General features: G+C 38.1%; 13 protein-coding genes. 9 read left to right on the top strand and 4 right to left on the bottom strand.

Translation table 11 applies throughout. The features are described 5' to 3' along the window. Positions 1–250: 250 nt before the first annotated feature. From Q9306_RS18440 to fdhD, 4 genes are all read right to left on the bottom strand, one after another. The gene (locus tag Q9306_RS18440) at positions 251–1,627 is read right to left on the bottom strand and encodes a HAMP domain-containing sensor histidine kinase (protein WP_306201089.1); all 1,377 of its coding nucleotides are present in this window, start codon (positions 1,625–1,627) and stop codon (positions 251–253) included. A gap of 69 nt (positions 1,628–1,696) precedes the next feature. After that, a complete protein-coding gene (locus Q9306_RS18435) occupies positions 1,697–2,374 on the bottom strand; it encodes a response regulator transcription factor (protein WP_306201087.1) in 678 nt (225 codons plus the stop codon). 645 nt (positions 2,375–3,019) lie between these two features. After that, positions 3,020–3,526 carry a GNAT family N-acetyltransferase gene (locus tag Q9306_RS18430; RefSeq protein ID WP_306201085.1) on the bottom strand — a complete coding sequence of 169 codons (507 nt, stop codon included), beginning with the start codon at positions 3,524–3,526 and terminating at the stop codon, positions 3,020–3,022. A gap of 444 nt (positions 3,527–3,970) precedes the next feature. Then, complete coding sequence (gene fdhD, locus Q9306_RS18425) at positions 3,971–4,768, bottom strand: formate dehydrogenase accessory sulfurtransferase FdhD (RefSeq protein ID WP_306201083.1); 798 nt, start codon at positions 4,766–4,768, stop codon at positions 3,971–3,973. Positions 4,769–5,229: 461 nt separating this feature from the next. Here fdhD and fdhF point away from each other — a divergent pair, with 461 nt between their 5' ends. The 9 genes from fdhF to Q9306_RS18380 all read left to right on the top strand — a co-directional run bounded on the left by fdhF (position 5,230) and on the right by Q9306_RS18380 (position 16,896). Then, a complete protein-coding gene (fdhF, locus tag Q9306_RS18420) occupies positions 5,230–8,172 on the top strand; it encodes a formate dehydrogenase subunit alpha (RefSeq protein WP_306201081.1) in 2,943 nt (980 codons plus the stop codon). A 12-nt stretch (positions 8,173–8,184) separates the two neighbouring features. Next, positions 8,185–8,670 carry a helical membrane plugin domain-containing protein gene (locus tag Q9306_RS18415; RefSeq protein WP_306201078.1) on the top strand — a complete coding sequence of 162 codons (486 nt, stop codon included), beginning with the start codon at positions 8,185–8,187 and terminating at the stop codon, positions 8,668–8,670. Between the two features lie 279 nt (positions 8,671–8,949). After that, entirely contained in the window at positions 8,950–10,809 is a 1,860-nt protein-coding gene (locus tag Q9306_RS18410) for a glycerophosphodiester phosphodiesterase (RefSeq protein ID WP_306201076.1), read from the top strand. Positions 10,810–10,922: 113 nt separating this feature from the next. After that, complete coding sequence (locus Q9306_RS18405) at positions 10,923–13,262, top strand: xanthine dehydrogenase family protein molybdopterin-binding subunit (protein WP_306201074.1); 2,340 nt, start codon at positions 10,923–10,925, stop codon at positions 13,260–13,262. Continuing rightward, positions 13,259–14,101: an FAD binding domain-containing protein gene (locus Q9306_RS18400; protein ID WP_306201072.1), complete on the top strand. Its 843-nt coding sequence runs from the start codon at positions 13,259–13,261 to the stop codon at positions 14,099–14,101. The genes Q9306_RS18405 and Q9306_RS18400 overlap by 4 nt, the downstream gene beginning before the upstream one ends. Next, positions 14,098–14,568, top strand: coding sequence for a (2Fe-2S)-binding protein (locus tag Q9306_RS18395; RefSeq protein ID WP_306201069.1), 471 nt, complete (start codon positions 14,098–14,100; stop codon positions 14,566–14,568). The genes Q9306_RS18400 and Q9306_RS18395 overlap by 4 nt, the downstream gene beginning before the upstream one ends. After that, positions 14,565–15,527, top strand: a complete 963-nt coding sequence (locus Q9306_RS18390) for an XdhC family protein (RefSeq protein WP_306201067.1) — start codon at positions 14,565–14,567, stop codon at positions 15,525–15,527. Before Q9306_RS18395 ends, Q9306_RS18390 begins: the two co-directional genes overlap by 4 nt. After that, the gene (locus Q9306_RS18385; RefSeq protein WP_306201065.1) at positions 15,524–16,156 is read left to right on the top strand and encodes a nucleotidyltransferase family protein; all 633 of its coding nucleotides are present in this window, start codon (positions 15,524–15,526) and stop codon (positions 16,154–16,156) included. The genes Q9306_RS18390 and Q9306_RS18385 overlap by 4 nt, the downstream gene beginning before the upstream one ends. Positions 16,157–16,191: 35 nt before the next feature. Continuing rightward, positions 16,192–16,896 carry an HAD family hydrolase gene (locus tag Q9306_RS18380; protein ID WP_306201063.1) on the top strand — a complete coding sequence of 235 codons (705 nt, stop codon included), beginning with the start codon at positions 16,192–16,194 and terminating at the stop codon, positions 16,894–16,896. The last annotated feature ends 555 nt before the right edge of the window (positions 16,897–17,451 follow it).

Raw genomic sequence — 17,451 nt, 5'->3', positions numbered from 1 at the left:
GGTAATGTTATATTCTATATTAAAATCTTAATACTTTCAAAAAATAGGCCTGATATATAAAATGTTTTAATATTTCTACATATAAGTCACTGCTATGCAGAACACACCATGTCCTCCACTTGCTTACTCCTTTTGTTTGAAACCGCGCATGTGGCAGAAAAAGGCCCTGACCGCTACTACGCATGGCCAGATGCTCTCGCCCACCTAAAGAGAAAAGGGTTTATATGTTATTTATATAATTAAAAAATGGCTACTTAATAGGTAATTCTATCGAAAATGTAGTTCCGACTCCGACTGCGCTTGTTACATTTATAGAACCACCATGTAATTCTACAATTTCTTTTGCAACAGCTAAACCAATACCTTTTCCTCCAGTTGCTCGTGTCCGCGATTTATCAACCCGATAGAAACGGTCAAAAATATGTGGTAAGTCTTCACTTGGAATTCCTTCCCCTTCATCTTGCACTTGTATAAGAAAAGTATGCTCTTTTTTTAATACTCGTACTGTAATACGAGTATTTTCGTGAGAATGCTGATGTGCATTATGTAATAAATTAAGCATGACTTGCTCCATGCGGCGGTCATCTATGCAAGCATGTAAATCTTCTGGGCAGTATAAAGAGATATCCATTTGCTTTTTTTTAAGAGATGGTTTTATTTTTTCAATCATACGCTCGGCAAAGGGTAACAGTGAGATTGGCTGTTTTTTTATTGCAAATTGGTGCTGCTCAAGCTGCGCCAGTTCAAATAAGTCTTGGACGAGTTCCGTAATATTTTCTGTTTCTTCTTCAATGATTTGTAAATATTCTTCCCGTTCTTCTTTAGATAAAGACTCTCTTTTGGCAACTTTTGTGTATCCTTTTACATATGTGAGCGGAGTGAGCAATTCATGTGCGACGCTGGCTAGAAACTCGTTTCGTTCTTTTTTCATATATGTTAACTCACTGGAAAGCTGTTCGATTGTTTTTGCTAAGCTTCCTAACTCATCATTACTTTTAATATCTAACGTAATGGGCTCATTTTGTTTCATCATTTTTTCCGTTGCTTGTTTCATCTTTATAAGTGGATTTGTAATAACCCTTGAAAATAAAAATACTAAAATTGTTGTGAGAGCTACTGTCAATGCACCGACAGTAACAAATTGTTGCGTTAATCGAAAAATCATTGCTTTTATAGATGCAGTTTCTAAAAACATATGGACATAGCCAATTACTACCCCACGTTTTACAATAGGGCTAGCTGTTGAAATATATTTTGATTCTTTCCAGCGGTCTTCTGTGATCATTCCGTCTCTAGGAATGTATGTAATCTTTTGTTCAAGCTGTTTGCGCATATCTTCTGTAACAGGATCAGAAGAGTCGATAATATGACCTGTTGCATCTGTTATGACAAGTTTTGTATGAGAAGGCGAATTAGATTCCATCGTTGCTACGCGTTCAAAAATTCCTTCTCTATAGCGTTTTTCGATAATGTTACGATACCAAGTTCCTTTTTCTAATAAGGCCGTAGTTTCTTCATCTACACGCATTTGTGCCAATGTTGTATGAAAGGATACAAATAGTACGGATTCAATGCAAAGAGCTAATAATAAAAAGTACGTCCCAAGCTTTATAGAAAGTTTATTCATTATGATTCACAACCTTTTTCTGTACTAACAGGCAGTAAGACCCCCACTGATGGAAGTTTCACTTTATCTTTATGAGGGTCCGCTTTTCCATTTGTAACCTATTTTATAAACAGTTTCTAGATGATCTTCGATAGGAAATCCTGCTTTTCGAAGCTTTTCGCGTATGTTACGAATGTGAGAATCAACAGTACGATATTCAATATCTGTTTGAAATCCCCAAATAATTTCAATAAGCTCATCACGGCTATAAGCACGGTTTATATTTTGTAAAAAGAGTCCAAGTAAGGAAAACTCAATTGGTGTGAGAGGGAGTTTTTCATCATTTACAGTTACTGTATGTCTAGTTTTATCCCATTCGATGCCGTTAAAGTTTACAAATCCCTCTTTTTTCGTACGGCGGAGGACAGCTTCGATACGAGCAATTAATACTTGTTCATCAAATGGTTTTGTAATATAGTCATCAGCACCTAATGTGAGTCCTTTCACCATGTCATAATTTTGATTACGCGCTGTTAGCATAATAATGGGAACGTCACTGATTTGCCGAATTTGAGAGCATGCTTCCCAGCCATCCATGTTTGGCATCATTACGTCTAATAAGATAAGATCAAAATCTTTTTGCTGAACGAATTCAAGTGCCTCTTGACCTGACGTTGCTTTCATACAAAAATGTCCACGCGGACTTAAAAATAAATCTAATAAGCGAAGCATGCGTTCTTCGTCATCTACTAATAATAGTTTGGCCATAACGATGTACACCTCAAGTTCTCATTATTTATTCCGCTATTCGCGGGCAACTCCTACCTCAAGATTGAAAGAGAAGCGAAGAAAATAGGTGAGAGATGAAGAAAACCCCCACCTATGGAAGTTTCACTTTACTCCTGCATTAAGGGTTAGAAGTTTCCTTTATATTATTCTACATGAACTTTACAAAAAACACTGTTTATATCGTAAAGAAAAGGACAATTGCCATAAAAAATGCACTACTTTTGCACATTTTTCTTTTATAATAAACAATGTAGCAGCACAAAAATACCCTATGTTGCGACATAACGTCATGTCATTTTGATTTCAAAATGGCAAATTCCATTCTATTGTGTACGTGGGATAGAGAACATTTTTCGTATTCACCTCGCATCGGATAAGAAAAATTTCTATCTCACGGCTTTTTTTTTGAGTGTAGATAAAGGGGATTTGGAGAGTGAACAAGAAAGACCTTGAAAAGCAGAAACAAGAACGAAATGTCGTCATAATCTGCATTGCGGTATCAATGATGATTATCGTTGTTTGTGCTAGAAAGTTTTTTTGGTTGTTATAAAATAAATTAGTTTGTTATAGATGAAAAGCCTCGCACCTATTGTGCGAGGCTTTTGTAATGTAAACAACCAGGCGTTAAGCATTGAGAAATAAAACCATATGTTCTTCATCCCAATATTGTCCGTTATATTTTAAAGCACGTTCTTGTATGCCAAATGTTTGGAAGCCAAGTGATTCATATAGTCTCTTTGCCGGTTTATTTCCGACAACAACATCAAGCATAATTTGTTCTATATCTAATCTAGGGGCATTTTCAATGATTGTTTCAATTAATGCTTTTCCAGCACCAAGACCGCGTGCTTTTGGAGAAACGTATACAGAGCCAATTTTCGCTTTATGCTCCTGTTTGACAAATGCTTTTATTTCAAGAGTGGCAATACCGATTAATTCATCTTCCTTAAAGGCGCCTATCGTAAACTTCTCAGGGTTATCCAACCGTTTTGCAATTGCAGCAACGGGATCTTCTTGCTTCATAATATCTTCATAAGAGGAACTAAATGCTTCTGGATTTTGCGTTAATCCTTCCATGCAAAGCGGTAAATATATATTTGCATCTTCTTTTGTTAATACACGAATGTTCATACCAGTTAACCCCCTAATGGTTTTATGTAATGAAATTATATATTAACTTTATTAACTATTCAATGGATATATATGTTACATTTTTATAACTATACGTTTACAAGGAAAAAAACGACATAAAAACCTTCTTTCTTTTTAGGGAGGAGACCAGAGAATTTGGCCGTGCATAGCAACGACCTATATGCCGAAAATGAATTTATATAGAAGCTGACCCAAAGGGCACATAAGTGCCTTTTGAAGTCAGTCCTTTTTTCTGTTATCGACCGTTCTTTGCAATATATCGGCGCTTTTTATGATATATCGACCACTCTTTAGAATATATCGGCGCTTTTCACAATATATCGGCGATTCGACATGATATAAAGATCCTTCGACGACAATCGACATACAGGTAGTCGATTCGCTGAGTTAAATCATACCGAACAATGAAACTCATTGTTGTGTTTATTTATACCCTTCGATTCGTTCTGGGTGCGTGTAAATATTACAAGAATCACCGCGAATAAAGCCAACAACAGTAATTCCTAAATCATGAGCAAGTTCTAGTGCTAATTTTGTCGGAGCGGATTTGGATAGGACAATTTCACAGCCGATTTTTGCAACTTTAAGTAAGATTTCAGATGAAATGCGTCCGCTAAAGGCAATTACTTTTCCTATTATCGAAATATTGTTCCGTAAGCAATAGCCGTAAATTTTGTCTAAAGCATTGTGACGACCAATATCCATTCGTGAAACGAGAATTTGTTTTTCATCACATAATGCGGTGTTATGTACACCGCCTGTTTCTTGGAAAGTAGTAGAGGATTGTTGCAATTCATTCATGAGGCGAAAGCAATCTTCAGGCCTCAAGGTAATATGAATATCGTGCATTGTTTTTGCTTTTGCGGCATCATTTACAAAGACAAATCCTTGTCTGCTTTTACCGCAGCACGATGTCACATATCGTTTATTATAGCAAGTTTGATAGAGTGGATTTGTTTGCATTGTTGTGACGTGCGCAAATCCTTTTTCTTTTTGGATCCATAATTGTTCAATATGTTTATAGGAAGGAATAATACCTTCTGATATTAAGAAGCCAACGACCATATCTTCAATATAATCAGGTGTACAGACAATTGTTACATATTCTTCACCATTTAGTTTAATTGTAAGTGGATATTCTGTTACAACCTCATCATCTTTTTGATGAAACGTTCCACCTTGGTAACGAACCATTGTATATGTACTTTGAACAGACTCCATATGATTTTCCCCTTTATTAATTATTCTCCCATATTTATCATAAGACACTAAAAAAAGAAAAGCATGCATTTTATATATATCCACTTTAATTTTTCGACATATAGATTGCGGCTATGGAGAAAAAAGGAGCCTACACTCGCTTTCTCCTTTTGTTTTAAACCTCGCACGTGACAGAAAAAGGCCCTGACCGCTACTATGCACGGCCAGATGCTCTTGCCCATCTAAAACAGGGGTTTTTTATGCTATTTTTTCATTTTGTACTTCCATACATTCCTTGGTTATTATTTGTGTTCTACGATATAATAGAATCGTAGTCATATACATCAATTGTAAGCTTATTTTATACATCAAGAATCTACTTCTAAGAACTTTTTTCTATTTTGCAAAAGAGCGTATAGCAACAGCGTTTTGAAAACGTATTCATAAGGTGTTGTACGGTTGGTTGTAAGGAGAGGGTAAAGATGTCAGAACAGAAAATTCGTGTAACTGTCGATGGTACAGAGTGTATTTCATCTAGTAAGAAAACGATATTGCAGTTATTAAACGAAAGAGAACTTGAACACCCGCAAATTTGTCACGTACCAGAAGTGGATCCAATTCAGACATGTGATACATGTATTGTTGAAGTGAATGGAAAGCTGATGCGCGCATGCTCAACAAATCTTGAAGAAGGCATGTATATTGAGAGAAAGTCGAAGCGAGCGGTTGAAGCCCAAACAGAAGCGATGGATCGCTTACTTGAGAATCATTTATTATATTGTACTGTTTGCGATAATAATAATGGAAATTGTAAAGTCCATAATACAGTGCATATGATGGGAATTGAAGAACAGAAATATCCGTACGAACCGAAAGTGAGCGCTTCGGAAGTCGATATGTCCCATCCGTTTTATCGTTACGATCCAAATCAATGTATTGCATGTGGGCAATGTGTAGAAGTATGCCAAAACTTACAAGTAAATGAAACCTTATCGGTGGATTGGAGTTTAGAGCGCCCGCGTGTCATTTGGGATGACGGCGTAGCGATTAATGATTCTTCTTGTGTAAGTTGCGGACAATGTGTAACGGTTTGTCCATGTAATGCCTTAATGGAAAAATCGATGCTTGGAGAAGCTGGTTTTATGACAGGGATAAAACAAGATGTGCTAAATCCAATGATTGATTTTGTAAAAGATGTAGAACCGGGTTATAGCAGTATTTTAGCTGTTTCGGAAGTAGAGGCAGCGATGCGTAAAACGAAAATTAATAAAACGAAAACCGTTTGTACGTTTTGTGGTGTCGGCTGTTCATTTGAAGTATGGACGAAAGATCGTCACATTTTAAAAGTACAACCGTCATCAAATGCACCGGTGAACGGAATTTCAACGTGTGTAAAAGGGAAATTCGGCTGGGATTTTGTAAATAGTGAAGAGCGTATTACAAAGCCGCTTATCCGTAAAGGAGACATGTTTGTTGAAGCAACTTGGGAAGAGGCGCTAGAAGTTGTTGCAGCAAATATGAGTCATATTAAAGAGCAATATGGCAGTGATGCGTTTGGCTTTATTTCTTCTTCTAAAGTAACGAATGAAGAAAATTATGTAATGCAAAAGTTAGCGCGCCAAGTATATGGAACAAATAATGTGGACAACTGTTCGCGCTACTGCCAATCACCAGCAACAGATGGTTTATTTAAAACAGTAGGTATGGGCGGTGATGCAGGAACAATTAAAGATATTGCAGAGGCAGGACTTATCATTATTGTTGGTGCAAATCCAACAGAAGGTCATCCAGTTCTTGCAACGCGTGTGAAACGTGCCCATAAACTGCATGAGCAAAAATTAATTGTGGCTGATTTGCGTAAGCATGAAATGGCAGAGCGTGCAGATTTATTTGTTCACCCAAGTCAAGGTACAGATTACGTTTGGCTAGCAGGTGTAACAAAATATATTATTGATCAAGATTGGCATGATCAAGCATTTCTAGCTGAAAACGTAAAGAATTTTGATGAATATAAAACAATGTTAGAGAAGTATACGCTTGATTATACAGAACGTGTAACGGGCATTTCGAAAGATACATTAATAGAAATGGCAAAAATGATTCGTGATGCAGATGGCACATGTGTACTTTGGGGTATGGGAGTGACGCAAAATACAGGTGGAAGTACGACATCAGCTGCAATCTCTAATTTGCTTCTTGTAACAGGTAACTATCGCCGTTCTGGTGCAGGAGCATACCCGCTGCGCGGACATAATAACGTACAAGGTGCTTGTGATATGGCAACATTACCAAACTGGCTGCCTGGTTACCAAGCGATATCCGATGATGCACTGCGCGCGAAATTTGAAAGAGCATACGGCGTTTCGATTCCGAAAGAGCCAGGATTAAATAACATTGCAATGTTGATTGCGGCAGAAGCAGGGAAATTACGCGGTATGTATGTGATGGGAGAAGAAATGGCATTAGTCGATTCTAACGCGAATCATGTACAGCACATTCTAGAAAATCTTGATTTCCTTGTTGTACAAGATATGTTTTTAACGAAAACAGCTCGTTTTGCAGATGTCATTTTACCAGCAGCACCAAGTTTAGAAAAAGAAGGAACATTTACGAATACAGAACGTCGTATTCAACGTTTATACGAAGTTATGCCGCCGCTTGGTGATTCGAAACCAGACTGGTGGATTCTGCAGAAGGTAGCTCGTGCATTAGGCGCAAATTGGAACTATGAACATCCAAGTGAAATTATGGATGAAATCGCATCACTTGCTCCTTTATATTCGCAGGCAACATATGATCGTTTAGAAGGATGGAATAGTTTATGCTGGGGTAGCCATGACGGCAGTGATACGCCGTTATTATATGTAGATGGATTTAATTTTCCTGATAAACTAGCACGTCTATCACTTGATGAATGGGTACCGCCAGTCGAGGCACCGGAAGAATATGATTTATTATTAAATAACGGCCGCATGCTCGAACATTTCCATGAAGGGAATATGACAAAGAAATCGGCAGGTATTTTATCGAAAATGTCAGAGGTATTTGTTGAGATTTCCCCTGAGCTAGCGATGGAGCGAAATGTGAAGGATGGAAGTCTTGTAGAACTTGCATCACCATTTGGAAAAATTAAAGTTCCAGCGCTTATTACAGATCGGGTAACTGGAAACGAACTATATTTACCGATGCATGCAACAGTAAATGAAGAAGCAATTAATATTTTAACAGGAACGGCAACCGATCTTTTTACATGTACACCAGCATATAAACAAACGCGTGTTAAAATGCGTGTGCTGCGTGAAAAAGGAAATCGTCCACTTCCTGCTTCCAATCCGCGAAATAAAAAGCGTCATCCACAAAATGGTGTCGAAGTGCAGAAGAAATGGCAACGAAAACAATATGTATCACTTGTGGATGAAAACTAGGGGGCGAGCATTGTGGCAAAAGAAATTACGATGATTCAAAAAACGGTTGTAACAGAGGAGCAACAGAAGCAACAAGTTTCTGAAGAATTATTACAACAATTAGGAGAGAACCAACAGGCAATTGAAGAAACGATTCATTTGTTAGCACAGCTTCAAAAAGCTGGTTTGTTAGATGCTGCAGTGAGCTTACTTGCAGCGAAAGAAGATGTTTCGAAAATTGCGATTGAACAACTAAACCGTGAACCAGTAAAAAATGCATTAAATAATATGATGGGTGCAGGAGAAGCGCTATCTTCAGTAGAACCAGAAGTGACGAAGCAAGTCACATCTAGTTTAGTTACAGGTTTACAATATGCAACAGATGAATTGGCAAAAGGCAAGAGAACAGGTGTGATGGATTTCTTTAAAGTATTACGAGATCCAGACATAAACCGAGCGATTACATTCGGGTTTAACTTTTTGAAAGCATTTGGTCAAGAACTAGAGAAGAAGAACTAATAAGAAAAAGAGCGGTGGATTTAGAATCTATCGCTCTTTTACATGTTTAGTAGAATATATTATGATGAAAGAGATGAAATTTTAATATATAACTATTTTCATTTTCCGACATATAAGTTACTGCTATGCAGAATACAATATGACCTGCACTTAAATCTTGCATGTGGTAGAAAAGGCCCTGGCCGTTTCTATGCGCGGCCAGATGCTCTTGCCGCCCTCAAAAACAGGGGCTTTATGTTGTTTTTAACTTATATATAGTTTTAGAACATGGAGGGATTTATGCTACACCGTAAAAAACTATCTATACCAGGGGTAATGAGACATTCCTTTCAGACAGTAAGATTTGCCTTTGGAAATGTATTATCGTTTCAACTCATGTATAAGCTCCTAGCCGCAATTGTTTTTATCCCGCTATTCGGTATTATTTTTAATAAGCTATTATACTGGGGTGGATATGCAAATGCGACAAATGATGAATTACTTGCGTTTTTTAAAACACCGTACGGAATTGCAGCTATTTTCATTTTATCTATGCTAGCACTTTTTCTTATTTTTATTGAATTTGCAGTACTTATTATTATTTCGTATTTTGCCCATAAACGCCAAAAGGTGAGACTGCGTCCAATCTTATATAAAACGGTAACGTATTTACCTTCTTTTTTCACATATTGCTTACCAGGATTTATTTTGTATGTAGTGGTTTTACTCCCTCTTTTAAGCATCGGTTATAAATCTGCACTTCTTCCTGAAATTCAGATTCCTAATTTTATTTCAGGCGAATTACTGAAAACAACAATGGGACAAGTTGGATATTATACCTTTTTCGGCGTAGTTGCCTATTTCAATCTTCGGTGGATTTTTGTTTTACCCATCATTGTTTTAGAAGAAAAGCCGTTTCGCGTAGCTGCTCGTCAAAGTGCAAGGTTAGTAAAAGAAAACTTTTTGAAAGTCCTGTTCTTTTTAGTGGGATTCTTTATTTCTATAGGCGTCGCCTTTCTACTTTTTACAGGTGTTTATTTATTGTTACTGCTTGGGGTCTATGAATTTACAAATCCAGAAGGAACATTTGCTTTATTAGCACAATCGACTATATCTGTCTTTGTAACGAGTGCATTGTATATATTTAGCTTTATTGTTACGCCGTTTTATATTATGGCGCTGACAAGACTATATTTACAGAAGGTTCCCGTTGAAGCTGTTTTAGTAGAAGAGGGTCTTGACTATTCGAAAACAAAAGTGGAGAAATGCTTCTTTCAGAAACATCGATTGAAATTTATTGGTGTATATCTTGGCGGGGTTGTTGTAATTGGAATGGTTTTGGCTTTTATTGTAACGTTTATTACGAATTCTTATAAAGAACCGATTATTATGGCACATCGTGGTTACGTATCTAAAGGAGTGGAGAACACAAAAGAGTCGGTCCAAGGAGCTATTGATGCGAAAGCGGATTATGCCGAGATTGATGTATTGCAAACGAAAGATGGCGAGTTGGCCGTTATACACGATTTGAAACTAAAGCGTCTTGCGAATGCAAATGTACAAGTGTCAGAATTAACGATGGATGAACTTCGAAAGCTTACTCTCAGCCAAGATGGATTTTCAGGGAAAATTAGTACGCTTGATGAGATTATTAAACTCGCAAAAGGAAAGATTAAGCTTAATATAGAAGTGAAGCTCCATGGAAATGAAAATGAAAAGGATTTTGTAAAGAAAGTTTTAAAAACCATTGAAAAAAATGATTTTGAAAAGCAATGTGTGATTCAAACATTACATTACCCGCTTATTAAAGAATTTAAACGTGCAAATCCAGATATAAAAGTAGGATATGTCCTATATGCAAATGCAGCAAATTTAAAAAATGTTCCAGCAGATTTTTATGTAGCAGAAGAATACATGTTGAATAAGCGCTTAGTACAATCCGCTCGTAAATTAAATAGACCAATTTACGTCTGGACTGTAAATGATATGGAAAACTTAAAGAAGTATTATAAATTGAATGTGGATGGAATTATTACAGACTATCCAGAAGATGCGAGAGCCACGATTAAAATGCTCAAAGAGCAAGAGGAAAATGAAACGGATATGTTTGAGAAAATTACGGAAACAACCGAAGACTTATTTGCAAAGTTATTTCCGTAAAAGTAGGCTGCTAGCTAAATGCTAGTAGCCTATTTTTTTGTATGGAGAGATCTGTACTAAATTGTTAGTGGTGTAAATAGGATGGTAGAAGAGCAGAGCAAAGGAGGCCGGGAATGGAACGGTATCGAGTCATAGGAAAAAGTGTGAAGCGGAAAGAAAGCGCTGATAAAGTAACGGGGAGAGCGAAGTATATCAATGATGAAATAGAGATTGGTACGCTATATGCGAAACTGCTTACGAGTCCATATGCGCATGCTTATATTAAGAGTATAAATATTCGTGAAGCGCAAAAAGTACAAGGCGTACACGCTGTGGTAACGGGAGCAGATTATCCCATTCTCGTCGGTTCAAGCATCGTTGATCGTCCTCCGTTAGCCTTTGAAAAAGTACGGTATTTTGGTGAACCGGTTGCGCTTGTTGTAGCGGATACTGAAGCGATTGCAAAAGAGGCAACAGCACGAATCCGTGTTTTGTATGAAGAACTCCCGGTTATTCGTTCCCCTTTACAAGCCTATAATGAAACGAACATATTAGTCCACGAGCATGTGGAACAATATAAATTAGAAGAGAAAGTATACCCAAAGCCGCATACAAATATCGCAAATCGGACGAAAATTCGTAAAGGTGATATTGAAAAAGGATTTGCGAACAGTGATTTTATTGCCTGTGAAACATTTTCTTTTCGGCAATCTGATCATGCGGCAATGGAAACACGGTGCGCGAGGGTAGAAATGAAGCCGAACGGAGATGTAATTGTTCATTCTACCTCACAGGCTCCTTTTGAAATAAAGAGGCAGTTAAGCGAAGCGTTTCAAATTGATGAAGGGAAAGTTATTGTACATGTGCCGTTAGTCGGGGGCGCATATGGTGGGAAAACAGCGGTGCAGCTTGAATTTTTAGCATATATTGCTTCAAAATCGGCCGGGGGAAGACGGGTTACTCTTCGAAATAGTAGAGAGGAAGATTTTATAACATCTCCTGTTCATATCGGTTTACAAGCAAAAGTAAAGCTAGGGTGTACAAAAGATGGAAAGCTGCAAGCAGCCGAAATTTTATATTTATTTGACGGTGGTGCTTATGCCGATCGAGCGGTAACGATGAGTAAGGCAGCTGGACTGGACTGCACAGGTCCATATGCGATCGAAAACGTATGGTGTGATTCGCTTGGTATGTATACAAACCATACATATGCAACGTCGTTTAGAGGGTTTGGACATTCGGAGTATACGTTTGTAATGGAACGAATGATTGATATGCTTGCGAAGAAGTTAGGGATGTGTCCGCTTATGTTTCGTCTGAAAAATGCTATTAGACCAGGAGATACAACGCCGACACAAGTGCCTGTCACACCGAGTAATACGGGAGATGTAGTGGCGTGCTTACAGAAGTTACAATCGCTTATTAATTGGGAAGAGGGAAAGAAAGTGATTTTATCTAATGGCATGGTACGTGCAAAAGGGGTTAGCTGTTTCTGGAAAAATTCGACTACACCAAAACATGCCGGAGCAGGTGCTGTGTTAACCTTTAACGGTGATGGTAGTGTCAATATTAATTGCGGCGCTGTTGAAATTGGGCAAGAAACAAAAACAGTGCTAACGCAAATGGTTGCGGAGAAAATGAACATGAATGTTGATGATGTGCATGTCATGATGGAAGTTAATACACAAGTTTCTCCAAAGCATTGGAAAACAGCTGCGAGCCGAACAACACTCCTTGTTGGAAATGCGGTTGTAATGGCGGCAGAAGACGCAATGAGGCAGCTCTGCCAAACGGCTTCAAATTTACTTGGGTACCCGGCAGAAGAATTAGAGATTGCAGGAAAAGAAGTCTATGTCAAAACGAATCCGAATCTGCATGTACCTTTTTCTAAAATTGCACTTGGGTATGTAGATGCAAGTGGGAATGTAAAAGGAACAGAAGTGGTAGGAAGAGGGAGTTACGTAATGGAAGGAATTACAGACATTGATTATGAGACAGGGAAAGGGAAACAAGGACCGGAATGGGGAGTAGGAGCACAAGCGGTAGAAGTGGAGTTTAACCCTAAAGATTATACATACCGATTGTTGAATGCTGTAACAGTTGCAGATGCAGGAACCATTTTAAATAAAAAAGGAGCAGAGACGCAAATTATGGGAGCCATGAGTATGGGGCTCAGTTTTGCAACGCGAGAAACATTTCATTATGATGCGAAAGGAAGAAATTTGAATCATCAGTTTCGTTCTTATAAAGTCATCCATTACGGGCAACAACCAAAATATATTGTCGATTTTGTAGAAGTACCACATAAAGAAGCCGCATTTGGTTCAAGAGGACTTGGGGAGCATGGAATTATTGGCATGCCGGCAGCTCTAGCGAATGGCTTATCCATTGCAACTGGTATTTCATTGCGAAATTTACCGCTTACGCCGGAATTAATTTGGAAAGAGACGCAAAAAGGGGAAGGGATGGAATGATACCATTTGATTTTGAGTATTATCGTCCGGATTCTATTCAAGAGGCAATTCGGTTATTTCATCAGCTAGATCAAGAGGGAAAGAAGCCGCTCTACTACGGAGGCGGCACAGAAATTATTACAATGGGACGCTCACAGCGCATTCGAACGAAAGCTGTTATTGATATAAAAGATATTCCGGAATGTAATGTTTGTGAATGGAAGGACGACAAACTTTTACTTGGTGCAACATTAACGATAACAAATGTTCAAGATGCAAAAGTATTTCCGCTCCTTGGGGAAACCGCTGGCCGAGCCGCAGATCGCACAGCAAGAAATAAAATTACGATTGGTGGAAATGTTGCGGGAAGGATTCGATATAAGGAGGCTGTTCTGCCTTTTTTACTAGCTGATAGTACATTTGTCATTGCAGGAATAGAGGGGATTCGCTATGTATCTGCTCATCAAGCTTTTGTGGAAAAATTACAATTACAAAAGGGTGAGTTTCTTGTACAAATGATTACAGAGCTGCGATATGTGACAGCACCGTATTATAGCGTGAAGAAACGCCAACTAGAAAAAATTGATTATCCTCTCGTAACGGTTGCGGGGATTAAATATGATGACGAAATTCGAATGGCGTGCAGCGGTTTATGTGCTTTTCCATTTCGTTCATTTCGGATGGAAGTAGATTTAAATAATAAGCGTATTCCATTTGAGGAAAGAATTGAACGCGCTTTAACCCATATTCCTGCTCCTATATTAGATGATATAAGAGGTTCGCGTGCTTATCGGACATTTGTATTTCAATCTGTACTGCAAGATCTATTGCGAAATTTTGCAGAGGAGGAAGAAGAATGAGGAACGTGCAGCTCATTTTGGATGTCAATGGAGAAACGCGAGAGGTAGTTGGAAGAATGGCTGATACACTATTACATATATTACGTCATGAATTGGATTTAACCGGAGCAAAGCCAGGCTGTGAAAATGGTGATTGCGGTGCTTGTACTGTTCTTGTTGAAGGGACACCAATTAAGTCTTGTATTATGTTAGCTGTTGAAGCGATTGGAAAGCAAATTACAACGATTGAGGGGTTACAATCAGCTCCGATTCAACAAGCCTTTGAAGAAAAATGGGCTTTCCAATGCGGATACTGTACACCGGGATTTATTATGAATTGCCAAGGACTTGTGTCACAAAGGCCTGATGCAGATGATCGCGTCATCGAAGAATGGTTAAGTTCTAACATTTGCCGTTGCACGAGTTATCAAGAGATTGAAGAAGCTGTAAAGTCTGTATTACAAAAGCAGCGAGGGGATTCAAAATGACTTCCGTATATGATGTATTAGAAGCGTTGTTATGTTGTGAGACACGCTGTGCGTTAGCGACAATTATTCATGTTGAAGGATCGGCATATCGAAAAGAAGGAACGATGATGCTGTTTCAAGAAGATGGTACAAAAGTGGGAATGTTAAGTGCAGGGTGCATTGAAGAAGAACTGTTCTACTATGCTGCAGATGTTATGGAACATAAAACGTGGGCGATTCATACATTTAACACGAAAGCAGAAGATGATTTGTCTTGGGGAGTAGGATGTAATGGTGTTATTCATGTATTAGTGGAACATATAGATGATACCTATAAAGCGATTTTACAAGACTTATATATTCACCTTGCTAATGGTTCCTCCGCTTGGGTGGTGAAAAACCTTTCGTTAGGGCAAACTGTACTTCTGTATAATAATGGCAATATACTTGGGAATTGGGAAGGGGCCATTCCGAAGGTAACTGGCTTGAAAAATGGATTACAAGATGCATATTATAGCCAACATTTTATACCGAAGCCCCGCCTGTTTATTTTTGGAGCAGGAGAAGATGCCAAGCCACTCGTTCGTTTTGCGAAGGAAACGAGCTTCTTTGTAACAGTTTGCGACTGGCGGGAAGGCCTATGTAATACTGATCAATTTCCAAATGCTGATGAATGTGTAGTTGGGTTTCCTGTAGAAATGATTAAAAACCTTTTCTTACATCCAAGTGATTTTCTTGTCATTATGACGCATCACTTTGAAAAAGATCGGCAATTACTGTCGCTCTTATTAGAAAAAAGTGTTCGTTATATCGGTATTTTAGGCCCTCGTCATCGTACGGAGCGCTTATTAGAGGGGAAACTAATCCCTCATCATCTTCATTTTCCTGTTGGAATTTCAATTGGTGCACAAGGTCCAAGTGAAATTTCCATTAGCATCATGGCTGAAATTATCGGGGAATTGCGGGGGGAAGTGAGATGAAAATCATTGGTGTATACTTAGCAGCGGGAAATAGTAGACGAATGGGACCAGGAATTCATAAACTTTCTCTTCCTTTCCATCATGAACCACTTGGTAATGCAGCCCTCCAAACAGCTTTGTCTTCCAACCTCGCAGGTATGATTATTGTCACAAATGATGCGAGCTGGGCCCTGCAATCATTACGACAAAAGAACGTACACATTCTTCCTTGTGTTGATTCTATTCAAGGACAATCATATTCACTGCGCTGCGGTGTGAAGAAAGCAATGGATATGAAAGCGGATGGGATTGTTGTTTTACTTGCCGATCAACCCTTTATTAAAACAGCGATAATTAATGAATTAATAGATTGTTATAAGCAACATAAAACGGTCTATTATGTCGCAGCAAAGCATCGCGGCATTGTAAGACCGCCTGTTTTGTTTGCAAAGAAAACATTTCCTATCTTACAAACATTAGAAGGCGATCAAGGAGCTCGTGCTATTTTTCAAAAGTCATGTGTAAAGGGGATAACGATATCGTATGAAGAACCGGCTCTTTTTTATGATGTGGATAGTTGGAGTGATTATAAGGAACTATTGCAATATTTGATGGTTTATGAACCCAATTCATCACAACGTTACAAGTAAGAAGAAAACATGATATGAAGGTTTAGGAGGTAAGAATGAATAAAGCAATCATTTTTGATAAAGATGGAACACTAATCCAGTTAGATTCTGTTTGGTACAAAATCGTTCATCGTGTTTTAGATGATATCTTTCAAATGTACCCAAACGAAAAAAATAAGCGAGATGAATACTTGAAGATTATTGGTATGAGTGAAAACGATTTTGAGAGTACGAGTTTGCTAGCTTGCCGAACAAATTACTTTATTGCGGCTGCATGGTTTTCGTTACTAGAAAATCAAAATGTAAGTAAAGAGAACTTTATTCATGATGTATGTGCATTATTCAAAAAACACTCTACAGCAGATGATCTTGTCTTTACAGAAGTGGAAGGGGCAAAGGAAACATTACAATATTTAAAAGATCATGAATATGTTATTGGGATTGTGACAGCGGACGACGTTGATGCAGCTGTTCATTCCCTTAAAATGACCGGATTATATGATTATGTGGATTTTTTAGGTGCAGATGATGGCGTCAATAAAACAAAACCAGAAAATGATTTTTATCATATATTTAAAGAGAAATTTTCACTGGCTGAAGAAGATGTATTAATGGTAGGTGATACATTAACAGACGTTAGATTCGCAAGAAATAGCAACATTAAAGTGGTCGGCGTCCTGTCAGGTGCGAGCGGGAAGGAAGATTTAGAAGAAGCAGATTACATTTTAGACAGCGTGAAGGATATTGCCGCAATTTTATAAAACAACTGTAGCTGATAACTTTCAAAGCTAAAATTATTAAGAATAAATTGCATTATTTTGACGCTAAAGCTGAAAAACAAATTGTTTTATAGAGTATTTACAATCAAGTAATTGAAACTGCAATATCGGGCTTATTCCAAACAGGGATAGGCCTTTGTTGTTTAACATACATAACTGAAAACCTTCTCCTTTTTAGGTGGACGAGAGCATCTGGCCATACATGGGAGCGATCAGGGCCAGTTCCTGCCACATGCAATGTTTAAAACAAAAGGAGAAAGCAAGTAGCGGGCATGTTTTGTTCTGCATAGCAGCGACTTAGATGTTGAATGATTAAAATGGAATGGTCTATCTATATATATCCAAATTAAAAAACCGACATAAAAACCGCTTTCTTTTTAGAGGAGGACGAGAGCATCTGACCGTGCATAGAAGCGGTCAGGGCCTCTTCCTGCCACATGCGATGTTTTAAAACAAAGGGAAAAAGCGAGTACAGGTGGTGTTGCAGTCTGCATAACAGCAACTTATATGTCGAAAAATTAAAATTGATTTATATAG

The sequence above is a fragment of the Bacillus multifaciens genome (assembly GCF_030756675.1).
GTDB lineage: Bacteria > Bacillota > Bacilli > Bacillales > Bacillaceae_G > Bacillus_A > Bacillus_A multifaciens.
Note: the sequence above shows the minus strand (reverse complement) of the source record. Positions and strands in the feature narration are given on the sequence as shown.

Excerpts from the sequence above, each read along its gene's own strand:
- Q9306_RS18440 (WP_306201089.1), bottom strand. The coding sequence starts at position 1,627 with ATGAATAAACTTTCTATAAAGCTTGGGACGTACTTTTTATTATTAGCT.
- Q9306_RS18435 (WP_306201087.1), bottom strand. The coding sequence starts at position 2,374 with ATGGCCAAACTATTATTAGTAGATGACGAAGAACGCATGCTTCGCTTA.
- Q9306_RS18430 (WP_306201085.1), bottom strand. The coding sequence starts at position 3,526 with ATGAACATTCGTGTATTAACAAAAGAAGATGCAAATATATATTTACCG.
- fdhD (WP_306201083.1), bottom strand. The coding sequence starts at position 4,768 with ATGGAGTCTGTTCAAAGTACATATACAATGGTTCGTTACCAAGGTGGA.
- fdhF (WP_306201081.1), top strand. The coding sequence starts at position 5,230 with ATGTCAGAACAGAAAATTCGTGTAACTGTCGATGGTACAGAGTGTATT.
- Q9306_RS18410 (WP_306201076.1), top strand. The coding sequence starts at position 8,950 with ATGCTACACCGTAAAAAACTATCTATACCAGGGGTAATGAGACATTCC.
- Q9306_RS18405 (WP_306201074.1), top strand. The coding sequence starts at position 10,923 with ATGGAACGGTATCGAGTCATAGGAAAAAGTGTGAAGCGGAAAGAAAGC.
- Q9306_RS18400 (WP_306201072.1), top strand. The coding sequence starts at position 13,259 with ATGATACCATTTGATTTTGAGTATTATCGTCCGGATTCTATTCAAGAG.
- Q9306_RS18395 (WP_306201069.1), top strand. The coding sequence starts at position 14,098 with ATGAGGAACGTGCAGCTCATTTTGGATGTCAATGGAGAAACGCGAGAG.
- Q9306_RS18390 (WP_306201067.1), top strand. The coding sequence starts at position 14,565 with ATGACTTCCGTATATGATGTATTAGAAGCGTTGTTATGTTGTGAGACA.
- Q9306_RS18385 (WP_306201065.1), top strand. The coding sequence starts at position 15,524 with ATGAAAATCATTGGTGTATACTTAGCAGCGGGAAATAGTAGACGAATG.
- Q9306_RS18380 (WP_306201063.1), top strand. The coding sequence starts at position 16,192 with ATGAATAAAGCAATCATTTTTGATAAAGATGGAACACTAATCCAGTTA.